General features: G+C 61.2%; 17 protein-coding genes. 11 read left to right on the plus strand and 6 right to left on the minus strand.

Features of this window, described 5'->3' with window-relative positions; all coding sequences use genetic code 11:
• Positions 1-40 precede the first annotated feature (40 nt).
• Genes hutI through Q1A89_RS11915 form a run of 5 tightly spaced genes read left to right on the plus strand, consistent with a single transcriptional unit; the run spans position 41 to position 6274 of the window.
• On the plus strand, positions 41-1234 hold the full coding sequence (gene hutI, locus Q1A89_RS11895) for an imidazolonepropionase (RefSeq protein WP_299728016.1): 1194 nt from the start codon (positions 41-43) through the stop codon (positions 1232-1234).
• Entirely contained in the window at positions 1231-2766 is a 1536-nt protein-coding gene (gene hutH / locus Q1A89_RS11900) for a histidine ammonia-lyase (RefSeq protein ID WP_299728019.1), read from the plus strand. Before hutI ends, hutH begins: the two co-directional genes overlap by 4 nt.
• Positions 2763-3563 carry an N-formylglutamate deformylase gene (gene hutG, locus Q1A89_RS11905; protein WP_299728022.1) on the plus strand — a complete coding sequence of 267 codons (801 nt, stop codon included), beginning with the start codon at positions 2763-2765 and terminating at the stop codon, positions 3561-3563. Before hutH ends, hutG begins: the two co-directional genes overlap by 4 nt.
• Positions 3560-5230 carry a urocanate hydratase gene (gene hutU, locus Q1A89_RS11910; RefSeq protein ID WP_299728025.1) on the plus strand — a complete coding sequence of 557 codons (1671 nt, stop codon included), beginning with the start codon at positions 3560-3562 and terminating at the stop codon, positions 5228-5230. The genes hutG and hutU overlap by 4 nt, the downstream gene beginning before the upstream one ends.
• A gap of 3 nt (positions 5231-5233) precedes the next feature.
• The gene (locus tag Q1A89_RS11915; protein ID WP_299728028.1) at positions 5234-6274 is read left to right on the plus strand and encodes an aromatic ring-hydroxylating dioxygenase subunit alpha; all 1041 of its coding nucleotides are present in this window, start codon (positions 5234-5236) and stop codon (positions 6272-6274) included.
• Positions 6275-6330: 56 nt separating this feature from the next.
• Here the strand turns inward: Q1A89_RS11915 and Q1A89_RS11920 are convergent, their stop codons facing one another.
• Together Q1A89_RS11920 and Q1A89_RS11925 are read right to left on the minus strand one after the other, a co-directional pair.
• Positions 6331-7374, minus strand: a complete 1044-nt coding sequence (locus Q1A89_RS11920; protein WP_299728031.1) for a LacI family DNA-binding transcriptional regulator — start codon at positions 7372-7374, stop codon at positions 6331-6333.
• Between the two features lie 179 nt (positions 7375-7553).
• A complete protein-coding gene (locus Q1A89_RS11925; protein ID WP_299728034.1) occupies positions 7554-8228 on the minus strand; it encodes a Crp/Fnr family transcriptional regulator in 675 nt (224 codons plus the stop codon).
• Between the two features lie 140 nt (positions 8229-8368).
• Here Q1A89_RS11925 and Q1A89_RS11930 point away from each other — a divergent pair, with 140 nt between their 5' ends.
• Positions 8369-8740, plus strand: a complete 372-nt coding sequence (locus Q1A89_RS11930) for a hypothetical protein (protein WP_299728037.1) — start codon at positions 8369-8371, stop codon at positions 8738-8740.
• On the opposite strand, the gene Q1A89_RS11935 is transcribed toward Q1A89_RS11930, so the two are convergent.
• Together Q1A89_RS11935 and Q1A89_RS11940 are read right to left on the minus strand one after the other, a co-directional pair.
• A complete protein-coding gene (locus Q1A89_RS11935) occupies positions 8661-9029 on the minus strand; it encodes a phage holin family protein (RefSeq protein WP_299728040.1) in 369 nt (122 codons plus the stop codon). The two genes, Q1A89_RS11930 and Q1A89_RS11935, sit on opposite strands and share 80 nt — an antisense overlap.
• A 3-nt stretch (positions 9030-9032) precedes the next feature.
• Entirely contained in the window at positions 9033-9359 is a 327-nt protein-coding gene (locus Q1A89_RS11940; protein ID WP_299728043.1) for a DUF883 domain-containing protein, read from the minus strand.
• A 162-nt stretch (positions 9360-9521) separates the two neighbouring features.
• Between Q1A89_RS11940 and Q1A89_RS11945 the strand changes: the two genes are divergently transcribed.
• Positions 9522-9683 (plus strand): DUF1328 domain-containing protein, encoded by a 162-nt coding sequence (locus Q1A89_RS11945; protein WP_299728045.1) that lies wholly within the window; start codon positions 9522-9524, stop codon positions 9681-9683.
• A gap of 64 nt (positions 9684-9747) precedes the next feature.
• Here Q1A89_RS11945 and Q1A89_RS11950 read toward each other — a convergent pair whose 3' ends face one another.
• Positions 9748-10554 carry a response regulator gene (locus tag Q1A89_RS11950; protein WP_299728048.1) on the minus strand — a complete coding sequence of 269 codons (807 nt, stop codon included), beginning with the start codon at positions 10552-10554 and terminating at the stop codon, positions 9748-9750.
• A 41-nt stretch (positions 10555-10595) separates the two neighbouring features.
• Here Q1A89_RS11950 and Q1A89_RS11955 point away from each other — a divergent pair, with 41 nt between their 5' ends.
• Genes Q1A89_RS11955 through Q1A89_RS11970 form a run of 4 tightly spaced genes read left to right on the plus strand, consistent with a single transcriptional unit; the run spans position 10596 to position 14609 of the window.
• On the plus strand, positions 10596-10820 hold the full coding sequence (locus Q1A89_RS11955; RefSeq protein ID WP_299728050.1) for a NepR family anti-sigma factor: 225 nt from the start codon (positions 10596-10598) through the stop codon (positions 10818-10820).
• The gene (locus tag Q1A89_RS11960; protein ID WP_299728052.1) at positions 10817-11371 is read left to right on the plus strand and encodes an RNA polymerase sigma factor; all 555 of its coding nucleotides are present in this window, start codon (positions 10817-10819) and stop codon (positions 11369-11371) included. Before Q1A89_RS11955 ends, Q1A89_RS11960 begins: the two co-directional genes overlap by 4 nt.
• Positions 11368-13074 (plus strand): sensor histidine kinase, encoded by a 1707-nt coding sequence (locus tag Q1A89_RS11965; protein WP_299728055.1) that lies wholly within the window; start codon positions 11368-11370, stop codon positions 13072-13074. The genes Q1A89_RS11960 and Q1A89_RS11965 overlap by 4 nt, the downstream gene beginning before the upstream one ends.
• Positions 13074-14609 carry a phospholipase D-like domain-containing protein gene (locus Q1A89_RS11970; RefSeq protein ID WP_299728058.1) on the plus strand — a complete coding sequence of 512 codons (1536 nt, stop codon included), beginning with the start codon at positions 13074-13076 and terminating at the stop codon, positions 14607-14609. The genes Q1A89_RS11965 and Q1A89_RS11970 overlap by 1 nt, the downstream gene beginning before the upstream one ends.
• On the opposite strand, the gene Q1A89_RS11975 is transcribed toward Q1A89_RS11970, so the two are convergent.
• Positions 14573-15673: an AI-2E family transporter gene (locus Q1A89_RS11975; protein WP_299728061.1), complete on the minus strand. Its 1101-nt coding sequence runs from the start codon at positions 15671-15673 to the stop codon at positions 14573-14575. The genes Q1A89_RS11970 and Q1A89_RS11975 overlap by 37 nt on opposite strands.
• Between the last annotated feature and the right edge of the window lie 69 nt (positions 15674-15742).

Below are 15742 nucleotides of genomic sequence, written 5' to 3' on the forward strand. Positions count from 1 at the left end.
AAAAACATTAACGTGGATTTATCGCAAGTGAGTCGTGCCCGTGCTTTTGACCAATGCCAGAGTCGCAACGCTGCGCACAAATGACGCCTTTGGGGTGATCGACGCGGGCGCGGTGGTGGTCGAGGCTGATACCATTGCGTGGGTCGGGCCCATGGCGGACGTGCCAGAGGACTACACCAATCGCATGGTCCATGACCTAGGCGGGCGACTCCTGACGCCCGCGCTGATCGACTGCCACACCCATGTCGTGTTTGGCGGCAACCGCGCGGCCGAGTTCGAACAGCGGCTCAATGGCGCGACGTACGCCGACGTCGCAAAGGCGGGCGGCGGCATCGTTTCCACCGTGCGCGCGACCCGAACCGCCTCGGCTGATGCCCTTTTGGCCGATGCGCTGACCCGCGTGGACGCATTGATCGCCGAAGGTGTCACGCTGATCGAGGTCAAATCAGGCTATGGCCTCGACCTCGACACAGAACTCAAAATGCTGCGCGTGGCCCGCCGCATTGCAGAAGCGCGTCCCATCGCCGTGCGCACCAGCTTTTTGGGCGCACATGCGGTGCCGCCAGAATTCTCAGGCAACGCAGATGCTTACATCGACTCCGTCTGTATCCCCACCCTGCGCGCCGCCCATGCGGAAGGACTCGTGGATGCCGTCGATGGGTTCTGCGAAGGCATCGCCTTTGACACGGCGCAAATCGCGCGGGTGTTCGATGCGGCGTCCGGGTTGGGCCTACCGGTCAAGCTGCATGCCGAACAACTCTCCAATATCGGCGGGACCCAGCTGGCCGCCCGCTATGGCGCCCTCAGCGCGGATCACGTCGAATACGCGAATGAAGACGACGCGCGTGCGTTGGCCGCCTCCGGCACCGTTGCCGTGCTGCTGCCGGGCGCATTCTACACCTTGCGCGAAACCCAGACCCCGCCAGTTGCCGCATTCCGCAACCATGGCGTGCCGATGGCGCTGGCGACAGATTGCAACCCTGGCTCATCGCCGTTGACCTCGCTGCTGTTGGCGATGAACATGGGCTGCACGCTGTTTCGCATGACCCCGCTTGAGGCACTGCTGGGCACCACAGCCAACGCGGCCAAGGCGCTGGGAATGGCGGATCGCGGGCGGATTACACCCGGATCACGCGCTGATCTATGCATCTGGAACGTCTCTGAACCTGCCGAGCTTTGCTATCGGATCGGCTTCAACCCGCTCCATGCGCGTGTGTATGGGGGTGTGTTATGATCCTCATGCCTGGGTCCGCCACGCTCGCGCAATTGCGCGAGATCTGGTCGGGGCACGGGCCTGTGACTCTCGACACCTCTGCCCATCCGGGCATTCATGCCGCAGCCGCCGCAGTGGCGCGCGCGGCCGCCGGAGATCAGGCAGTTTATGGCATCAACACGGGCTTCGGCAAACTTGCCAGCGTCAAGATCGCGCCAGATGACGTTGCACAATTGCAGCGCAACCTCATCCTGTCCCATTGCTGCGGCGTGGGCGAACCGCTCGATCCGGCCACCACACGGCTGATGATGTCGCTCAAGCTGCTGTCTCTGGGGCGTGGCGCCTCTGGCGTCGCCATGGGCACCGTTCAACTGCTTGAGGCGATGCTCGCCAAACGCGTCATGCCTGTCATCCCGTCGCAAGGGTCTGTTGGCGCATCGGGTGACCTTGCCCCGCTGGCGCATATGGCTGCAGCGATGATGGGCGAGGGCGAAGCGGTCTATGACGGGGTCCGGCAACCTGCAAGCGATGCACTGGCAAAGGCGGGTCTGACACCGATAGTGCTCGGCCCAAAAGAGGGCCTTGCCCTGATCAATGGCACCCAGTTTTCGACCGCCTGTGCGCTGGTCGGGCTGTGGGGCGCCTGGACAAACGCAGCGACAGCCGTGGTGACGGGCGCGATGTCCACAGACGCGATCATGGGCTCGACCGCTCCGCTGCAGGACGCCATTCACACCCTCCGCGGCCATGCCGGGCAGATCGAGGTCGCCCGCGCGCAACGCGCCCTCATGCAAGGCTCGGACATCCGCGACAGTCACCGCGACGGCGACACGCGCGTGCAGGACCCCTATTGCATCCGCTGTCAGCCGCAAGTCACCGGCGCGACGATGGACCTGCTCCACTTTGCAGCGCGAACGCTTGAGATCGAGGCCAACGCCGTCACGGACAACCCTCTGGTGCTGGTGGATGACGACCTGATCGTCTCGGGCGGTAATTTTCATGCCGAACCCGTCGGCTTTGCCGCCGACCAGATCGCCATCGCGATGTCCGAGATCGGGGCCATCGCCCAGCGCCGTGTGGCGCTCATGGTCGACCCGACCCTGTCCTTCGACCTGCCCCCGTTTCTGACGCCCAATCCCGGCCTCAACTCCGGCCTGATGATCGCCGAAGTCACCACCGCCGCGCTGATGAGCGAGAACAAGCATCTGGCCAACCCGTGCACCACTGACAGCACGCCCACCTCTGCCAATCAAGAGGACCACGTGAGCATGGCGGCCCACGCCGCGCGACGGTTGGTGCGAATGAACGCGAATCTCAACGTGATCCTCGGGGTCGAGGCAATTTGCGCCGCCCAGGGCATCGCCTTTCGCGCGCCTTTGCAGACCAGCGCACCCCTGCAGTCCGTCATCGCCGTGCTGCGCCGAGAGGTGCCCCAGATCACCGAGGATCGCTATTTGGCCCCCAGTATCGAAGCTGCCGCACAGATGGTGCGCACAGGCGCGCTATGCGGTGCGGTGGACTTGCCGGGATTTATCAAAGGGGAGGCCGCATGACCCCTGTGACAGTATCCCGGGGCAATAGTCCGATCATTCTCGGCCTGCCACATGCGGGCACGTATGTTCCGCCTGACATCGGCGCCAACCTCAACGCAAACGGAACGGCGCTCGCGGATACGGACTGGCATATCGACCGCCTCTATGCGGACCTGCTGCCCGATGCCACGACTGTGCGGGCGAAGTTTCATCGTTACGTGATCGACGCAAATCGCGACCCTGACGGTGCAAGCCTCTATCCCGGGCAGAACACGACAGCCCTGGTACCACTGACCAACTTCGGCGGGCAGGACATCTGGAATACGCCTCCAACCGACGCGGATATCGCCGGGCGGCGCACGGCCTTTCACGCGCCCTATCACGCAGCCATCCGCGCAGAAATCACGCGGGTGCGCGATCTGCATGGTCACGCAATCCTGTTTGATTGCCACTCCATACGCTCTCGTATTTCGTACCTGTTTGACGGTACCCTGCCTGATTTCAACATCGGCACGGATCAGGGCAAAACCTGCGCGCCCCGGATCGAACGGGCCGTACATGAAATCTGCCGGAACGCCCAAGGCTTCAGCACCGTCCTGAACGGCCGGTTCAAGGGCGGCTGGACGACGCGCCACTATGGCCGACCGAACCAAAACGTCCATGCAATCCAGCTGGAACTCGCACAGTCCACCTACCTCGCCACGCAATCCGCCCCATGGGCCTATGACGAAACCAAGGCCGCGCGGCTGCGCCCGCATCTCGCCCACATTCTGTCGACACTCGCCACCCTCGTCCCAATCGCAGGAGCGCCCCAATGACCAACCCGCGCCACAATATCCGCGACGTGTTTCCCCCGACCGGCCCCGAAATCACCGCCAAAAGCTGGCTGACCGAAGCGCCCATGCGGATGCTCATGAACAACCTGCATCCGGACGTGGCCGAGAACCCGCACGAGTTGGTGGTCTATGGCGGGATCGGGCGTGCGGCGCGGACGTGGGAGGATTTCGATGCCATCGTGGCCACCCTCAAGACGCTGGAGGACACGCAAACCCTGCTGGTGCAATCGGGCAAGCCCGTCGGCGTGTTCAACACCCACAAGGACGCGCCGCGCGTGCTGATCGCCAATTCCAACCTCGTGCCACATTGGGCGACGTGGGATCACTTCAACGAACTCGATAAGCGCGGGCTGGCGATGTACGGCCAGATGACCGCCGGGTCGTGGATCTATATTGGCACCCAGGGAATCGTGCAGGGCACCTACGAGACGTTCATGGAGGCGGGCCGCCAGCACTATGATGGCAACCTGACGGGGCGCTGGATCCTGACCGGGGGACTAGGTGGCATGGGCGGTGCTCAGCCGCTGGCGGCAGTGATGGCCAGGGCCTGCTGTTTGACGGTGGAATGTGACGAGACCCGTGCCGATTTCCGACTGCGCACCCGCTATGTGGACGAAAAGACGCATGATCTGGACACCGCCCTGTCGATGATTGACGCGTGGACCAAGGCGGGTGAGGCCAAATCCGTCGCGCTGATCGGCAATGCGGCGGATGTCTTTCCCGAGCTGGTCAAACGCGGGATCAGACCGGATATCGTGACCGACCAGACCTCGGCCCACGATCCGATCCACGGCTACCTACCGCAGGGGTGGAGCGTCGCCGAATGGCGCGTCAGGCAGGAAAGCGATCCCAAGGCTGTTGAAAAAGCGGCAAGGGCGTCGATGAAAGTGCAGGTCGCCGCGATGGTCGATTTCTGGAACGCGGGCGTGCCCACGCTCGATTACGGCAACAACATCCGGCAGGTCGCACAAGAAGAAGGGCTAGAAAACGCCTTTGCCTTCCCCGGTTTTGTGCCCGCCTATATCCGCCCGCTGTTTTGCCGTGGCATCGGGCCGTTCCGGTGGTGCGCCCTGTCCGGCGATCCCGAGGACATCTACAAGACCGATGCCAAGGTCAAGGAACTGGTAGACGACCCGCACCTGCACAACTGGCTGGACATGGCGCGCGAACGGATCGCGTTTCAGGGCTTGCCCGCACGCATCTGCTGGGTCGGGCTGGGCGTGCGGCACAAGCTGGGCCTCGCCCTTAACGAAATGGTGCGAACCGGAGAACTTTCCGCTCCGGTCGTGATCGGACGCGACCACCTGGATTCCGGCTCCGTCGCCTCGCCCAACCGCGAGACCGAGGCGATGAAGGACGGCTCGGACGCGGTCTCAGACTGGCCGCTGCTCAACGCGATGCTGAACGTCGCCTCGGGGGCCACATGGGTGTCGCTGCATCACGGCGGCGGGGTCGGCATGGGCTTTTCCCAGCACTCCGGCATGGTGATCTGCTGTGACGGCACAGAGGACGCAGATCGGCGCATCGCCAACGTGCTTTGGAACGATCCTGCCACAGGTGTGATGCGCCACGCAGATGCAGGATATGACACGGCTCTGGATTGTGCACGCGAACAGGGGTTAAACCTGCCCGGCATTCTGTCGAGGTAAATCATGTTTCTGAAAAACGCCTGGTACGTCGCCGCATGGGATCACGAGATCACGCGCGATCTGCAACAGATCACTGTACTGGGCGAAAAGATCTGCATCTTTCGTATCGAAAGCGGCGAGTTGGTCGGGCTCGAGGACGCCTGCCCACACCGCAAGCTGCCGCTGTCCAAAGGGCGGATCAAGGGGGACACGGTCGAATGCGGCTATCACGGGCTGACCTTTGATTGCGCGGGCCAATGCGTCTGGGCACCGGGCACCGGGCGCATCCCGTCCGAGGCGCGCGTGCATGCCTATCCGCTGCACGAGAAATACGGACTGGTCTGGATCTGGATGGGCAACCCCGCACTGGCCGATCCCCACGACATCTGCGAGATCGAAAACTACGACAACCCCGCATGGGGCATCAATCGCGGTGCCGCGATGGAGCTGGAGTGCAACTACCTGCTCATGTGCGACAACCTGCTGGATCCCACCCACGTGGCCTGGGTCCACCAAAGCAGCTTTGCCACGGACGCCACCAAGGACACGCCCCTGCGCGTGACCAAGACCGAGAACGGCGTGATCGTGCACCGCTGGATGATGGATCACGAACCGGCCCCGTTCTACAAAAAGGTGGTGGAATTCGCGGGCAACTGCGACCGCCTGCAGCACTACGAGGTGCGCTATCCCAGCCATGCGCTGATCAAGGCGGTGTTCACGCCTGCAGGCACCGGCGGGTCGGACGGGCCGCTGCATGACCAGACATTCATCATGGACAGCTACAACTTCATGACGCCGGTGACCGACTCCCAGACGCGCTATTACTGGTTCCAGCTGCGCAACATCCGCCCCAATGACGCCGCCCTGTCACAGATGATGTCCGAGGACGTCCAGCATGCCTTTGAAGAGGACCGCGCCGTGCTGAACGAAGTGCAAAAGGGCATGGCCAACAAGACCTCGCCCCATATCGACTTGCCCATTGATGGGGGGCAATTGCGGTTTCGCCGCCAGTTGCAGGCCATGATCAACGAGGAACAGCAGGTCGACCGGCAGATGGCGGAATAGGGCGCCGGGCATCGTCAAATTGACGCGCGCTCAGCCCCTGTTGCCAGCATACTCCATCACGCGGATTCACGCACCTTGATCTCTCCATCCAGCAACCGGACGAATTGCTCGTCGGGGCTTTTCTTGGCCTGGATCGCGCCGACCAGACGTGACACGGCAGTGCGCCCGATCTCGTCCACGTTTTGCGCCACTGTCGTCAGGCTGGGCACGGTGTAGGGACACAGCGGATAGTCGTCATGCCCCATGATCCGCAAGCCGCCCACACGTTTGCTACCCGGCTCCAGCCCATGCGAGGCGGCGGCGCGCAGAGCGCCAATGGCCACACGGTCGTTCACACACAGGATCGAGGACTCCAGCAAGCGCCCGGCGGCGAATTCGCGATCCAACACCGCCTGACCGTGGGCCTCAAACAACCCATTGTCCTGAATCATCTCCGTGCCGATGATCTTTGGCTCGTGACCCAGCTCTTCCATTTTGGCGATGTAGGCGTGCTCGCGCTCCATCGCGTTAAAGTTCACGCGGGGCATGGCCAGAAACACCGGCGGCGCGCCCACACGGCTGAGGTATTCGGTGGCAAGGCCCGTGCTTTGCACATGGTTGGTGCCGACAAAATCGACATCTGGCATGTTCTTGGGCCGGGAATCGAACAGCATAGTGGGCAGGCGGGACCGCAGGCGATCATAGGCCTTGAGGTCACTGTGGTTGCCAAGCGGCGAAACAAGCGCGCCATCGACACTCATCGACATAAAGGTCTCCGCCGCACGCGCCTCGATCAACGGATCGGAATGTGAGCATTGCGTGATGACAGTAAATCCGGCCTCCATCGCGGCACGTTCGATCGCCTCGAGCAGCTTGGTGAAAAACAGATCGTTCAGGTAGGGAATGATCACCCCGATCATGCCCGTAGACTTCCGGTTCAGCCGCGTGGCGAAAAAGTTCGGAACGTATTCGACACGTTCAAGGCCCTGCGCAATCCGGTCACGGGACGTCCGGCTGACACGCTCGGGGTCCTGAAAATACCGCGACAGCGTTGGTCGGGATACGCCGATGGCCACGGCCAGCTCTTCCATCGTGTCGATACGTTTCTTGTGGTCCTGCACAGGACAACCCCTTTACTGTTCCGCAAGCGCCACCATATCCGGATTCGGGTGGCATTTTTTGACGCGCGCGAAAAATTCTCCCGTATCTTTTCCATGATTGCAAGAACAGAGACGGGAAAGGCCTGCGAGAACGGGGATTTCAGACCGTTTTCGACATCACAAGGTTGGCACTGCCCACGTCACAGGATGGGCCGCCGTGCCGGGGACAAATCGTCGATCATCGCGATGTCAGCCAACCCCTGCAGGTCACTGACCCGTAACGATCCCTCCGACCAATGCGCCAATTGCTTTTTCTTGAGGGCGGCCAGCGTCTTGTTGGTGTGCACAAGGGACAGGCCGAGTGCATCGGCAATGTCCTGCTGTTTGAACGGAAAGCTCATGGCGCCATTGTGCACCAGCCCAAGGCTACGCCCCCGCACGAACACCCGCACCAAGGCCCAGGCCAGCGACTGGATGGCCGTGCGTTGACCCAGTGTCGACAGGGTTTCACCCAGAAAGTGCTCTTCGACCGCCGCAAGCCACGTCAGGGAAAACGCGCGTTCGGGGCGTTCTTTGAAGAATTTCCAGATTTCAGAGCGGTCAAAGACGCACAGCGTCATCTTGGTTGTCGCCTCGACCGAATGCCCCATCTCGCCCATGATCCCGGCCTGCAGACCGACAAAGTCACCCGGAAAGATCAGGCTGACCACCTGACGGCGCCCATTCGCCAGCATCTTGTAGCGCAGGCCCATGCCATTCAGCACAGTGTAGAGTTGCGGGCTGTTTGACCCTTCCATCAGGATCGGCGTGCCGGGATCGACGGCCATTTCCCCCACCTTGAAACGCTGCATGAACCGGACGTCTTCGGGGGACATGTCCTCGAACACATCATGTTGCCTGAGGGGGCAATTCTCACATTTCGTCGCCACTTTATTTCTCCCAGCTATGTCATAGATTAATGCGCAGATGCCGGACGCCTACTAATATCAGGTTTTGTTGGTCTGGAGGGCCCTGCGTGAACTTGAGCTTTGTTATTGTCGAACCCGATCCCGTTGTTCGGATGGATCTGGTCGGCACGCTTGAACACAGTTTCCCGGCAGGGTCTGTCACCGCCTGCGCGTCCACTGCAGAGATCACTCAGCTGTTCGAAACGCTGGCCGCCTCTGCATCATTCTTTGTGAACGGGGCGCTCTTGCCCGACCTCGCACCCGAGGTGACGCGCGCAATTTTAGCGGCGGGCGGACGGATCGTGAGTGTCGGAAAGCCCGCAACTGATGCGGTGCCTTCAACGCTGCTTGAGGTGCCGTTTACAATGACGACGATCCTTGATGCGCTGGCGAATGCCGCGCCTGATCTGCCCGTGCCCCGGCCTGCAGGCCATACATGAATGCCTCGACAATGGGCGGCGCGGTGGCTGCTTGCGCCTGCGTCCGCGCCATTGATGCGTCAGACCTGCGCGCAGAGCGGTGCGATCCCACACCGATCATGATCAGCCCGATGCCCACATAGACCCCGGCCAAGATCAGGGCGGTGTTCTGAGTGCCCAGCAAAGGCACCAGCGCAAACCAGCCCGCAACGGTCAAAAATCCGACGCCGACACTGCACAGCAGCAGGCCCCCTGATAGGAGGCCTGCGCGCTTGGCGGTCTGCGCCACTTTCTTTTCAATGCCGAACATCAGTTATTTCCGCGACCCGAGAAAGCCGACCAGAAAACCGACGCCCGCAGCGATACCCATGGCTGTGGCTGGTTGGTTCTTGATGAAAGAATCCGCCTTGTCCTGCAGTTCCATGGCCTGCAGACGCGCGGTCTCGGCCACATCGGCAGCATGGTCGCGGACATCCGACACTTTGGATTTGGCCTTATGAACGGTCTCGTCACCCTTGGCCTTGCCCATTTCGGCAATGGTCTGGGTGAGGGTTGCCAGATCGTTGCGCAGGGTTTCGACCTGCTCGGAAAGATCGGCAGCATTGGGTTGGGGTTTCAGCTTTTGCAGTGAGCTTGTCATTGTCGATCTCCTTGAATTGCGTCTGCCCACACAACACGCGGATGTCGGCAGGGTTCCAAAATTTCTCTGGAAAATAATTGGAACCTCCACGCCGCTCTGCCGTTGGTTCCCCAGAATGGAGCGGCATCCCGGTCGCACAATGTACTCAGTAGGAGAAACACAATGTTGCATTACGCACTCGTATTTCTGGTTGTCGCACTGATCGCGGCACTGTTCGGTTTTGGCGGCATCGCCTCTGCATCGGCAGGGATCGCGCAGATCCTGTTTGTCGTCTTTCTGGTGCTGTTTGTCGGCACCCTGATCCTGCGCGTGTTGCGCAGTTGATCTGATCGCACATGAGGTGGGCAAGGAAAACGCCCGGCGCAGGATCACCGCGCCGGGCGTTTTTTCATTTCAGGGTCGCGGTTGATGCAAAGAACATCGCCTGACTGACAGCGGACAGCACCTGCGCCTCCTGGAAAGGTTTCGAAATCAGGAACGCGGGTTCCGGCCGGTCGCCGGTCAACAGACGTTCGGGGAAGGCCGTGATGAAGATCACCGGCACGTCCATCAGCTCCAGCAGGTCATTGACCGCATCAATGCCGGACGAATTGTCGGCCAGTTGGATGTCGGCAAGGATCAGGTCGGGGTTGTGCTCTTTGCCAAGGGCGAGGGCTTCGGTATGGGTGCGAGCAACCCCGATCACCTCATGGCCAAGGCTTGTGACAATGGCCTGAATGTCGGCGGCAATGATCGGTTCATCCTCGATGATCATCACACGACCCGACACGCTGCTGGCCAGTTCCTTGTTCGCCGTGGCGATCAGCTGGCGCACCTCTTCGACATCGGTCTGCATGATCTTGGCGACGTTGGTCGGGCTGAACTCCTCGATCGTGCGCAGCAACAACGCCTCGCGGGAATTGGCCGTCAGCTTGGCCAGCAACCCATGGGCGCGACTGCGCACAGCGTCCTCGGGATCGGTCAGGGTCTGGCCCGACGACACCCAAATCGAATGGAAACACTTGAACAGGTTCACCTTGACCGGATCGCCATTCTCGAACGGCGATCTGTCCTTCAAAATGGCCTCAAGCGTGGCGACGGTATATTGATCACCTCGCGCCTGAGACCCTGTCAAAGCCCGCGCATAGCGGCGCAGATACGGCAGTTCGCCAGCCACAAGTTCGGAAAATCCAGCCTGAGCAGTTGTGTCACTCATTTTTTTTGACCTTTTTTGCATTATTCTTGGAACCAAACGCGGTGGATGACGGTTGGTTCCCGTTCAGTGTGCAATTTTTTAACTTGAGGCGCGGGTGCGAGATGGCAAGCAAGGAAGACCCCCAGAAGGCGCGAAGAGACGCGTATATCGACCAGAACCTCAAAAAGGTTTTTTCCGAACTGGAAACCGATGAGATGCCAGATCAGATCATGGATCTGCTGACTGTCCTGCGCGCGCAGGACGAAGAGTTGAAGGCAAAGAAATGAGCGAACTTGATCCAAGGGACGAGTTGGTGACCCATTTGCCAGCTCTGCGCGCCTTTGCGCTCAGTTTGACGCGCAACCGTGCGACCGCCGATGACATGATGCAGGATACCGTGCTCAAGGCGTGGTCAAACATGGACAAGTTCGAGGCCGGCACCAACATGCGCGCATGGCTGTTCACCATCCTGCGCAACAATTTCTATTCTTCGCGCCGCAAGCTGAACCGCGAAGTCGCCGATGTCGAAAACGTCTTTTCCGACACGCTGTCGGTCAAGCCGGACCATGATGGCCGGTTGCAGATGGCCGATTTCAAACAAGCGCTCAGCCAGTTGCCCGACGAACAGCGCGAGGCGCTGATCCTCGTGGGGGCCTCGGGCTTTGCTTACGAAGAGGCCGCCGAAATGTGTGGGGTTGCCACCGGAACCATCAAGAGCCGCGTGAACCGCGCCCGCGCCAAACTGACCGAATTGCTGCACCTTGATGAAGACGAGGCGCTGGAATTGACGGACACCGCGACCATTGCCGTGGTCGGCAACCCCGGACTGCCTGCGTGAGTCAGGAATACTGGTACAACAGTCTGCGGGTGCTGATTGTCACCCTGCTGACCCTTGCCTTGTTTCCGCTTGGGGCGGTGGCGGTCTACCAGACCGATCAGGTCGCCAGAAAGGCCGAGCGAAACGCAGAACTGGCCCTGCTCTCCATCACCGCGGACGCCGCCAAAGCCGAAGAGTTGCTGATCGAACGCGCCTTTGGCGCCGCCCGCGTCTTTGCCACCGTGGCCGAGGAATACATCGCCGACCCTCCTTCGTGCACCGAGGATTTCGGGCGCTTCGTGGAAAACGACCCGCGCTACAGCTTTATCGGCGTGCTCCCGATTTCGGGCCAGATGACCTGCTCCTCCAGCGGGGTGGATTACGACTTTTCCGCCTTTCCTGGTTTTGCCGAACGGGTGCAGGACCAGTCCCCGTCGATCGAGGTCAACACCAGTGCCCCGCTTAGCGCAACGTCAGTCTTTATTGTGTCCGAACCCTATGAGGTCGGCGGCGAATTTGCGGGCTTTGTCTCGATCTCGATCCCACACACCCGGCTGCCAGACACGCCGGACAGCTTTACCGCACTGGGCCTTGAGGAACTGATCACGCTCAACCGCGACGGCGAGGTCCTGACCGCCAGATCGGCATTGGACGCGGCCGTGCTGGAATTGCCAACCGAGGCGGATCTCAAACGGGTTCTGACCGCCAGCAACACGGCATTTCAAAGCGTCAATCAGGCGGGCGCGCCGCGCCGCTATACCGTTGTGCCGATCCAGGGCAGCCCGGCGCTGGTCCTTGGTGTCTGGCGCACCGATGCAGGGCTTGCGCGTGAAGTCGTGGGAACCGTGCGCCCGTGGCTGTTCCCGGTGCTGATGTGGTTTGCCAGCATGGGCGTTGCGATGCTGTCGATCTACATGCTGGTGCTGCGGCACCTGACCAAGCTGCGGATGCGCATGAACGCCTTTGCCAGCGACCGCACCATCAAGGTCAGCGAAGATCTGGGCCCCGTCCCGAACGAGATCAGCGATCTCTATGGCCATTTTGAGCGCATGACAGACACCGTTCTGCGCGAAGAGGCCGCGCTTGAGGACAACCTGCGCGAAAAGAATGTGCTGATCAAAGAGGTCCATCACCGGGTCAAGAACAACCTGCAACTGATCTCTTCGATCATGAACATGCAGATCCGCACCGCCAAACACGAAGAGACCCGGTCCGTTCTGTCCCGCCTGCAGGACCGCGTGCTCAGCCTCGCCACGATCCACCGCGACCTTTACCAATCCGATCAGGGCGGAATGGTGAATGTCGGCAATCTGGTGTCCGAAATCGTCGAAAACTCGCTTGAGGTGGCCATATCATCCTACCGTGCCATTGACATGGAAACCGACATTGACCCGGTTCTTCTGTTCCCCGATCAGGCTGTACCACTTTCGCTGCTGACCGCAGAGGCGGTCACCAACGTGATGAAATATGTGGGCAACAAGAAGGGACAGCGACCAGCCGTCAATGTCTCGCTGAAACAGGACGGCGCCGCCTGCACACTCACGATCTCCAACACCTTGGGCGCATCCGAAACGGTGGAAAGCACGGGCCTTGGTGCGCAATTGATGAACGCCTTTGCCATCCAGCTGGGCGGACAAATGGAAAACGAGGTCCTGCCTGACCGCTACACAACGACCATCCGGTTCACCATTGCGGACTTTGTACAAGACGCCCGGGATTATTGATGACAATGGGGGCCGCGCGTCGCTTTGACGTTCTGTTGACCGCGAAGGAGGCCTATCCGGCCCTTGAGGGCGAGTTCATGTCCGCCAAACATGACATCATTGCCGGGTTCCGCGTTTTTGACCCATGGACCACCCTGCGCTCGGATCAGGCCCGCCAGATCGGCGAGACATGGTTTGACCTGATCATCGCAACCCTCAATCGCGGTGTGCAGATCGAAATGATCCTGAGCGATTTCGACCCCGTGGTGCGCCCCTCGATGCATACCTACGCGTGGGAATGTCTGCGCGGCCTCATCGCCGCAGGCGAGGCCTCGAACCACCCCGAGCGGTTGCGCGTGCGCACCTCGATGCATCCCGCACGTGTCGGCATCCTGCCCCGCCTCGCCCTTTGGGCGCGCTCGACCAGGGAAATCCGGAACAACCTGATCGCGGTGAACCAGCTCTCGCCTTTGGACAAACAGGACTACCTCGACCGCGCGCCCGGTCTGAAACCCATGGTGAAATGGCGCGGCCAGGACCTGATCCCCCGCCTGCGACCGCCCGCGCTTATACCGGTGACGCACCACCAGAAACTGGCGGTCTTTGATGGCGAAACGCTCTATGCAGGCGGGCTCGATCTGAATGACCGCCGATATGATACGCCCGATCACAACCGGGCGGCCAAGGACACGTGGCACGACACGCAAGTGCTCGTGGATGGCCCGATCGCCCGCGAGGCGGCCACACATCTGCGCAGTTTCGAAGCGGTCACATATGGCACGCGCCCGCAACCCATGCGCCACCTGCTCAGAACGATCTCGGCCCGGCGCAAGCTGCCGTGGCTGCCCCTGTCGCCCAAGGCGTCGGTCAACGAACTGGCGACAGAACACGCCGTACAAATCGCCCAGTCCGAGCGGCTGATCTATCTGGAGAGCCAGTTCTTCCGGGACAAGACCTTGGCACGCCAACTGGCCAGACGCGCGCGTGAAAACCCCGACCTGACCCTGATCCTCATTCTGCCCGCAGCACCCGAAGAGATCGCGTTCGACCAATCCCCCGGCCCCGATGCGGCCTTTGGCGAACACCTGCAGGTCGCGTCCATCGAGATTATCCAAAAGGCATTTGGCCCGCGCCTGTTCATCGGCGCCCCCGCCCAGCCCCGCGCGGCAGAACCCGATGGCCGGGCCACGCATTTCGACGCCCCCATCGTGTATCTGCATGCCAAAGTGTCGATCTTCGATGACCGATCAGCCATCGTCTCTTCGGCAAACCTGAACGGGCGCAGTCTGTCATGGGACACCGAAGTCGGAGTCCAGACGGATACTCAAGCCGAGGTGGACCACCTGAAAACCCGCTGTTTCACCCACTGGCTGGGCACGGATGCGAGGCCGGAGTTTTTTGAAGCTGACACCGCCTGTGCCGCATGGTCCAACCGGGCGCGCCAGAACGCCAGCCTGCCGCCCGAACAGCGCACAGGATTCCTGCTGCCCTACCTGACCAGCCCCGCGCGCAATATGGGTTACAACCTGCCTGGCGTGCCCGACGAAATGGCCTGAGCCTGCGCGGCTGCGAACACCGCCAGACCCCAGATCAGCAAGGGCAACGCGATGATCCCACCGATCGGCCCCCACAGCCACAGCCAGAACACCAGCGACAGGAACACAAGCAGCGGATTCACCGACAAGGTCCGCCCGACCAACGCGGGGGTGACGAACTGCGCTTCGGTCGCGTTCATCATGAAATAAACAAGCGCGGGCATAAAGCTCGCCGGACCATCAAACACCACGATCCCAGTCACCAAGAGGGTGGCGATCAGCGCGATGGGGCCAAGATACACCACATAGTTCAGTACAAAGGCCAGCACGCCCCAGAACACCGGCGTCGGCATTCCCAGCAGATACATCGCAATCGCCACCAGACAGCCCAGACCAAAATTGATGCCGGTGATGGTCAGAACATAGCGGGCAACCTGCTCTCCGGCGTGGCGCAACTGCACCTCTCCGAAACAGTCGAAACGGGCGTCAAACCAGCGATAGATCCCGTCCCGCGTCAACAGGAAAAAATAAAGCGTACCGGTAAAGATCATGAATTGCGCGGCAAATTGCGGGGCAAGAAACAGCGCGTCCGTGACGGATGGCAGCGACACCTTTTCTTTTTCCTCACCGCTCGCGCTTGGCTCAATGGCGTCAGCCACATCCGCAGACATCTGTTCAAGGCCGCGCAACATGCCTTTCAGCTGGTCGATAGTGCCGCGCAACTCGTACCAGATGATCGGCGCGCGGTTGATGGCCTGGGTGACGTAAGGTTCGATCAGCAACAACAGGAACAGGATCGCAGACAGGGCCAGCAGCACGGACAACAGGGCCGAAACGGCAGGCGGCACGCGCCAGCGGTCCATGACATCCGACAGTGGCGTCAGCACGATGCCCATCATCAAGGCCGAGATCACCGGGGCGAAAATGTCCTTGGATTGCTTGAGCACCGCGAACACGCCGATGATCGCCAGCGCCGCAATGCAGGCCGTCCCGACACGTATCCAGTCCGCCGATCCGCGCTCCGCGCCGAACACAGAACGGTTCTGCGCCGTCTCAACTGAAATATCCTGATCCATCTGTCCCATGTTGGCCCGCCCCTTCTATGTGCAAGGGCGCCCGGACATGTGCCCGCGCGCCCTTGCCAAACTGTCTAA

This window comes from uncultured Tateyamaria sp. (genome assembly GCF_947503045.1).
Classification (GTDB): domain Bacteria; phylum Pseudomonadota; class Alphaproteobacteria; order Rhodobacterales; family Rhodobacteraceae; genus Tateyamaria.